The sequence below is a fragment of the Mesorhizobium sp. WSM4837 genome, from assembly GCF_055811435.1.
On the sequence record NZ_JBVVQE010000057.1, the window covers coordinates 40,019 to 46,915 of the forward strand.

Consider the following 6,897-nt stretch of genomic DNA (forward strand, 5'->3'; position numbering starts at 1 on the left):
GCGGTTTGTCGCCCGTCATTCGGGCGAATGTTGCGCCGAGCTTCCCATCGAATGCGCTCGCCGGTTCGCGCAAACACGTATCGTCGCAGACAAGCCAGCCCATCGGCCGGCCCACCATCGGCAAAGTGAAGAAGGCGACCCGCAATGCCCCTCAATATCCCGACATTCGACGATGTTCTGACCGCCGCGGCGCGCCTCGCCGGATTGGCCCACCGGACGCCGGTGCTGACCTCGCGCACCTTCAACGAGCTCACCGGCGCCGAGGTGTTCTTCAAGTGCGAGAACTTCCAGCGTAGCGGCGCCTTCAAGTTCCGCGGCGCCATGAACGCGCTTCTGGCCTTGGATATTTCGGTGCGGGCACGGGGAGTGGTGGCCTATTCTTCGGGCAATCATGCGCAGGCGCTGGCCTATGCGGCCGCGATCAATGGCGTGAAGGCAGCGATCATCATGCCCAGGGATGCGCCCGAGCTGAAGGTGCGTGCCACCCGCGGCTATGGCGCCGAAGTGATATTCTACGACCGCTACAGCGAGAACCGCGAAGAGATTGGCGGCAGGATCGCCGCCGAGCGGGGAGCCGCCCTCATTCCACCCTACGACCACCCCGATGTGATTGCCGGGCAAGGCACGGCGACACTTGAACTTATCCAGGAGGCCGGCTCGCTCGATGCCCTTTATGTCTGCCTTGGCGGTGGCGGCCTGCTCGCCGGCGCCGCACTGGCGGCGGCGGAATGCGCGCCCGCCTGCCGGGTCGTCGGGGTTGAACCGGAGGCCGGCAATGATGGTCAGCAATCCCTCGCCCGGGGTGAGGTCGTCACCATCGAAGTGCCGAAATCCATCGCCGATGGCGCGGTCGTCACCCATCTGGGCGCGCATAATTTTCCTGTCATCCGCGACAAGGTTGCCGCTATCACCACGGTCAGCGACGACGCGCTCATCGAAATGATGCATTTTTTCGCCGAGCGCATGAAAATCGTGGTCGAACCCACCGGTTGCCTTGCAGCGGCGGCGGTTCGCAGTGAATCGCAAAGCCTGCGAGGCCAGCGCATCGGTGTCATCGTCAGTGGCGGCAATGTGGATCTCACGCGCTTCGCCAGCTTGATCATGGCGGCCGCAGAGCGTGATCTCAAATCGCATCCAGCCGCAACGACACCAGCTTGATGGAGCGCTTGTAGATGTCGCTGGCGGCCGGAGTCGGCGGAATGCCGTCGAGATAGTCGAAGGCGATTTCGAGTGTATCGGCCTTGCCGAGAGCCGCCGGTGGAACGACGAACGAGACCGTTCGTGGTTCTTTGCCAGACAGCGTCTCCGCATGCACCCGAACACCGTTCACCGAGATCACCACCCTTTGCGTGATCTGCGGTGGACGAATGACGGCGGCCATTTGCAGCGTGGCCATCAGGCTGTCGCGGAGCGGCGGTATCTTCACGCGAAGCCGCGAGGTCTCGCCTAGCGAATGGGTGCCGTCGCCTGCCGACCCCGACCAGCCGCAGACCTTTATGCTGGCTGCCCGTTTGGCGCCGTCGCTCCGGAACGACACCGTCTGGCCAAGTGTGTAGCTGCCGGTCGCATCGCGATTGAGGCAGGTCGTCGTCTGATCGATGTAGTAGGCGCGGTAATCGGCGTTGACGTTCGGATTGAGAGCAAGCGCTAGGATGACGATCTCGGACCCGGCCAGAACTGCCGCAAGCGCGTAGCCGCCAAGCGAGGCGGCGCGCCGATACGGGGCCGGAATGTCAGACCAGGGCAAGATAGCCTCCGATCCACGCCACAGTCATCAAATAACAGGCGCCAAGGAAGAGAACCAAAGCCGCGAGCCAAATGAGCCTTGACGCCGACAACAGGACGACGAGCAACATTGTCAGGGGCGCAAGCCCAATCACATATCTGACCATCGAGGCCAGGTTGGTGATCAGCGGCAGGATGATGCAGAGCGCGCAGAAGAGTGCCGCGCCATATTGCCTGCGAGCCGCCAGACCGGCCGACAGCGCCAGCCCGGCGATCGCGGAGAGCGCGCTCCATTGCGGCGCCGTGGGCAGCCATCCGGTGGTCGGAACAGCTGAGAGCCCGTCCCACAGGAAGACCAGCGGATTGCCCGCCACCCGTCCGAACGCGCGCTGGACGTGCAGGAATGCAAAGCCGTCTCCGACGGTGAGGTACAGGAGCAGGATGTAAGCGAACAAACCGGCAGGCGAGATGAGGACAGCGACCAGCAGATCCGGTCGGCCAAGCAGCCAACGCGGGAAAGACAGCGCCGATCCGCCCTGCCGGCGGTGCTCGCTGAACATTTGAATAACGGTTGCAAAGACGACGAAGACCCCGACCAGCCTGGTCGCCGACAGCAGCGCGGATGAAACGCCCGCGGCGAGATAGCTGGAGCGCTTGAGCGCCAGAAAAACGCACGAGGTCAGCAGCACGAAAAGCGGTTCGCTCAGGAAGGTCGTGAAGTGGAACGAGAACGGGCCGCTGAGCAGAAACGCGCAATACAGCACATAGGCCCGCATGTTGTTCTCGAGCAGCGGCCACGCCACCAGACAGGCGGCGTAGCTGCAGGCAATCGAGGTGACCGTCGCGATCAGTATCGTAGGGTATGGGAAAACAAACCGGATCGCCGCCACCAGCATCGGATAGAGCGGGAAGAAGCTCCAGCGACCGACATTGCTGTGGTTTGGAATGGGAAAACGCTCATAGCCCTGTTCGCTGATGCCAATGTACCAGGCGCAATCCCACCGGCACAGCGCACGGGCATAAGCCGCGAAACCTGTTTCCTCCGACACCGAAGCAAAAGCCGCATAGCGGATGGCCAGTCCACCGATCACGAACAGCAACGGCACCGCCGCGACGGTCATGACCATGGCGCGAGCACCAGCGCTCGGACGCGCGACATCTTCGAGCGCCAACTCTGCCTCCACCCATTCGAGTGGCTAGCGCCACTCTCCCCTCTAAATTAGCGCCGCCGGGGCAAATTCAAGACATCCCTGTCGTCGGCGGCATCATCTTCGTCCACGGATCACGAGTCTCTCAGCCAGACCAGCATCTCGCCGGGATCGCGGTTGTCCCAGGCAAAATACGGCACAGCGGTGATTTTTGACTCTTCAACCGCCGGCGGTTCGGGGCGGTAGAGGCCGTTGTCCCAGTCTTCAAACTTCTCTTTCCTGGCAACAGCCGAAAGCGTCACGACGCCGCCCAAAAGGTTCGGCTGCTGATGCGCCTCGATCTCGGCTGTCGGCGGCAAGGCGATGCGGTGCAGCTGGCCGGCATTGTCGGTCTCCTCGACGCAATAGATCAGCGGGCCGCGGGCAAGCGCGACGCGGCCGATATCCTGCCGCACCTGCGGGTTGGCATAGAGCCGGTCGATGGCCATTTCGAGGTCGAGCTCGACCTGGTCGCCCTTGCGCCATTCGCGCCGGATCGCGGCATAGCCGTCGCTGGTGACCGCCTGCAGATCGACCGCCTCCCCGTTCACCTTGAGCGCCGCCTTGCGGCACCAGGCCGGCAGGCGCAGGTGCAAGGTAAATGTCGTCGGCGCCTCGGGCTCGATCGTGATCGAGACCGCGCCGTCCCATGGATAGTTGCTGGTCTGGCGCAGCTCCGTTTGCGTTCCTGCGATATCGAAACGAGCCGTGCTGTTTCCATAGAGATGGACGGCAAGGGCATCGCCGGACAGGCCGTAGAAATAACTGCCGATCGAGGCGACCATGCGGCCGATATTGGGTGGGCAGCACGGGCAGCGGTGCCATTTCCAGCGGTTGTGCTTGCCCCGGCTTTCCAGCGGATTTTCATAGAAGAACAGCGAGCCGTCGAGCGACAGGCCCGAAATCGAGCCGTTGTAGAGAGCCCGCTCCATCATGTCGGCGTAACGCGCATTGGGGCCCATGCCGAGCATGCGGCTCGCCCAGAACACCAGTCCGACCGAAGCGCAGGTCTCGGCATAAGCGGTTTCGTTGGGCAGGTCGTAGTCTGATGTAAAGCCCTCATTGTGCGACGACGGCCCGAGGCCGCCGGTGATGTAGAGGTTCTTGGTGGTGAGGTCGTCCCACAGCCGGTCGAGCGCCGCCCGCAGCGTGTCGTCGCCATATTCGGTCGCGATATCGGCCATCCCGGAATAGAGATACATCGCCCTCACCGCATGGCCGACGACCTTGTCCTGCTCGCGCACCGGCTTGTGCGACTGGCTGTATTCGTAGGTCTTGAAATGATAGGCTTTTGGGTCGGCGCCGCGGGCACGCGCCTCCTCGTCGAAATAATGCGGCTCAAGGCCGCGCTGGTCGATGAAGTATTTTGCCAGGTCCATGTACTTCTGCTCGCCGGTGACCCGCGCGAGCTTGACCAGCGCCAGTTCGATCTCCTCATGGCCGCAATAGCCTTTCCTCTTGCCGGGCTCGGCGCCGAAGGTCTCGGCGATATGGTCGGCATAGCGGCACATGATGTCGAGCAGCTTGCGTTTTCCCGTCGCCTGGAAGTAGGCGACCGCGCCCTCGATCAGATGGCCGGCGCAATAGAGCTCGTGGCAATCGCGCAGATTGGTCCAGCGCAAGCCCGGCTGGATGCGCTGGTACCAGCTCGACAGATAACCGTCGGGCTGCTGCAGCTTGGCGTACATGTCGATGACGGCGTCGATCTTCTTCTCCAGCGCGTCATTGCGGCGGCGGTACAGCGAGTAGGCGGCGGTCTCGATGGTCTTGCCCCAGTCGGAGTCCCAGAACATTTGGGTCGTCACCGTCGATCCTGTGAATTCGTTGCCGGCGGTGGCTGCTTCGTCCGGCGAAGGTGAGTGGAACGGAATGACGACGCCCGGCGATGGCCGATCCGGATCGATCTGCTCGAGCATGCGCGCCTCGACGCAGCGATCATAGAGGATGCCGGCGGTCGTGGTGGCGACGGCATCGGCACGGTCGCCCCAGAAGCCGCGCACATCGACCTGCGGCACCGGCAGCGGGCGGAAGGCGCGTTTTGGCTTGTCCGACTTGCCGGTTTGGTCCAGCTCGGCAGCCGGCTTGGCGGATTGCGATGCGGTCATCAATTTACTCCGGTTCGGTTCGATTGGTCACTTCACGGCCCCTGCCATGAGGCCGCGGATGTAGAAGCGCTGCAGCAGCAGGAACAGCACCAGGCATGGCACCATCATCACGGTTACCCCGGCCTGCACCGCGCCCCAGTCGATGGCGCCGAAGCGGCCCGACTGCAGCGCCGTCATCATGATCGGCAGCGTGAATTTGGACTGGTCGGTCATCAGCACCAGCGCCGCCAGAAACTCGTTCCAGGCGCCGAGGAACGCGAACAGCGCGATGGTGACGATGCCCGGCCAGACCAGTGGCAGCATCACCCGCAGCAGCATGGTGACATTGTTGGCGCCGTCCATGCGGGCCGCCTCCTCGATCTCGCGCGGCACCGCGTCGAAAGCGTTGCGCATCATGAAGATCGAGAACGGCAGCTGCAGCGTGACATAGACGCAAACCAGGCCGGTCAGCGTGTTGTGCAGGCCGATCTTGGTCAGCACCAGGAAGATCGGCGTCAGGATCGACTGGAACGGGATCATGATCGTCGACAGGATAAGGACGAAGAGCAGGTTCTTCAGCGGAAAGCGGAAGCGCGAGAAACCGTAGCCGGCCAGCACGCTGACGATCACCGACAGCACCACCGTCATGACCGAGACATAGATGCTGTTTTGCGCCGGCAGCCAGAGGCCATCGCCAAAGGTGTTGAGCGTGGCATAATTCTCGACCGAAAAACCCGTCGTCGGCCAGGGCGGCAGCGGCGGCAGGCGCGATTCCTGTGCCGGCTTGAAGGCCGAAAGCACGGTCCAGACGATCGGCGCCAGAAACAGCAGCGAGGCGATGATGCCCGTCGCGTGCTCGGCGATCTGCATGCCGATGCGGCGTTTGCGGCTTCGTGCCTGCGCCATCAGTCAACGCCCTCCGGTTGGCGCAGCAACCGCAGCTGGATCAGGCTGAGCGCGACCAAGATGACCAGCAGGACCATCGACAGGGCGGCGCCGTAGCCGAGCTTGAACGACACGAACGACTGGTTGAAAATCCAGTAGACGGCGGTCAGCGTCTGGTTGCGCGGCCCGCCGCGCAGGATGATGTAGAACTGGTCGAAGGCGAGCACCGAGCCGGCAACCGACAGGATCAGCGCCAGCGCCAGCGTGCGGCGCATCAGCGGCAGGGTGATGGCGCGAAACCGCGCCAGCGGCCCTGCCCCGTCGATCATCGCCGCCTCCTGCAGATCCGGCGGAATCGATTGCAGGCCGGTCATCAGGATGATCATGGTAAAACCCGCCACCTTCCAGACGACCATGGCGATGATCGACCAGAACGCCGGCTGGAACGTCGCCAGCAGGTTGACCTTCCTTTCGGTCAGGCCGAGCTCGAAGGCGGCCGGGCTGAACAGGCCGGAATCGACATTGAGCAGCCACGACCACAGCAGGCTGGCCGAGGCAAAACCGATGACGGCCGGCATGAAGAACGACGTCCGGTAGAAGCCGGTCAGCGGCCGCGGCCTTTCGATGAACAGCGCCAGCGGAAAGGCGACGACGAAGATCGCGATGGTGACGATCACCGTATAGTAGCCGGTGAATTTGAGCGCGTTCCAGAACCTGGTGTCGCGCAGGATCGCCCAGTAATTGTCGAGGCCAATGAACGAGTGCGCGCCCATCAGCGGCCAGTTGTGCAGCGACATCCACGCCGTCATGCCAAGCGGAATGATGAAGAAGACGACGACCAGCGCGACGGCCGGCGCGACATAGAGCAGGCCGACCCACTGCCGGCGGCCGGCGCCGACCAGTTTGCGGCGGGAGGTTGGGGTGGAGATGGCTGCGATGGAGGTCATGCCTGCTCTCTCGTTAGCGCTACGTCCCCCTCCCCCTTGAGGGGAGGGTCCGGCCGAAGGTCGGGGGTG

6 protein-coding genes are annotated in these 6,897 nt (G+C 63.4%); 1 reads left to right on the plus strand and 5 read right to left on the minus strand.

Features of this window, described 5'->3' with window-relative positions; all coding sequences use genetic code 11:
• The first annotated feature begins 144 nt into the window (after positions 1 to 144).
• Positions 145 to 1,158, plus strand: coding sequence for a threo-3-hydroxy-L-aspartate ammonia-lyase (locus AC0L3D_RS26765; protein WP_473646332.1), 1,014 nt, complete (start codon positions 145 to 147; stop codon positions 1,156 to 1,158).
• Here the strand turns inward: AC0L3D_RS26765 and AC0L3D_RS26770 are convergent.
• From AC0L3D_RS26770 to AC0L3D_RS26790, 5 genes are all read right to left on the minus strand, one after another.
• Positions 1,124 to 1,747, minus strand: coding sequence for a hypothetical protein (locus tag AC0L3D_RS26770; protein WP_091600508.1), 624 nt, complete (start codon positions 1,745 to 1,747; stop codon positions 1,124 to 1,126). The genes AC0L3D_RS26765 and AC0L3D_RS26770 overlap by 35 nt on opposite strands.
• Positions 1,734 to 2,897: a hypothetical protein gene (locus tag AC0L3D_RS26775; protein WP_473630370.1), complete on the minus strand. Its 1,164-nt coding sequence runs from the start codon at positions 2,895 to 2,897 to the stop codon at positions 1,734 to 1,736. Before AC0L3D_RS26775 ends, AC0L3D_RS26770 begins: the two co-directional genes overlap by 14 nt.
• A gap of 110 nt (positions 2,898 to 3,007) precedes the next feature.
• On the minus strand, positions 3,008 to 5,017 hold the full coding sequence (locus tag AC0L3D_RS26780; RefSeq protein WP_473630371.1) for a glycoside hydrolase family 127 protein: 2,010 nt from the start codon (positions 5,015 to 5,017) through the stop codon (positions 3,008 to 3,010).
• A 27-nt stretch (positions 5,018 to 5,044) separates the two neighbouring features.
• Positions 5,045 to 5,902 (minus strand): carbohydrate ABC transporter permease, encoded by an 858-nt coding sequence (locus tag AC0L3D_RS26785; RefSeq protein WP_473630372.1) that lies wholly within the window; start codon positions 5,900 to 5,902, stop codon positions 5,045 to 5,047.
• The gene (locus tag AC0L3D_RS26790) at positions 5,902 to 6,828 is read right to left on the minus strand and encodes a carbohydrate ABC transporter permease (protein ID WP_287347312.1); all 927 of its coding nucleotides are present in this window, start codon (positions 6,826 to 6,828) and stop codon (positions 5,902 to 5,904) included. Before AC0L3D_RS26790 ends, AC0L3D_RS26785 begins: the two co-directional genes overlap by 1 nt.
• Positions 6,829 to 6,897: the final 69 nt, after the last annotated feature.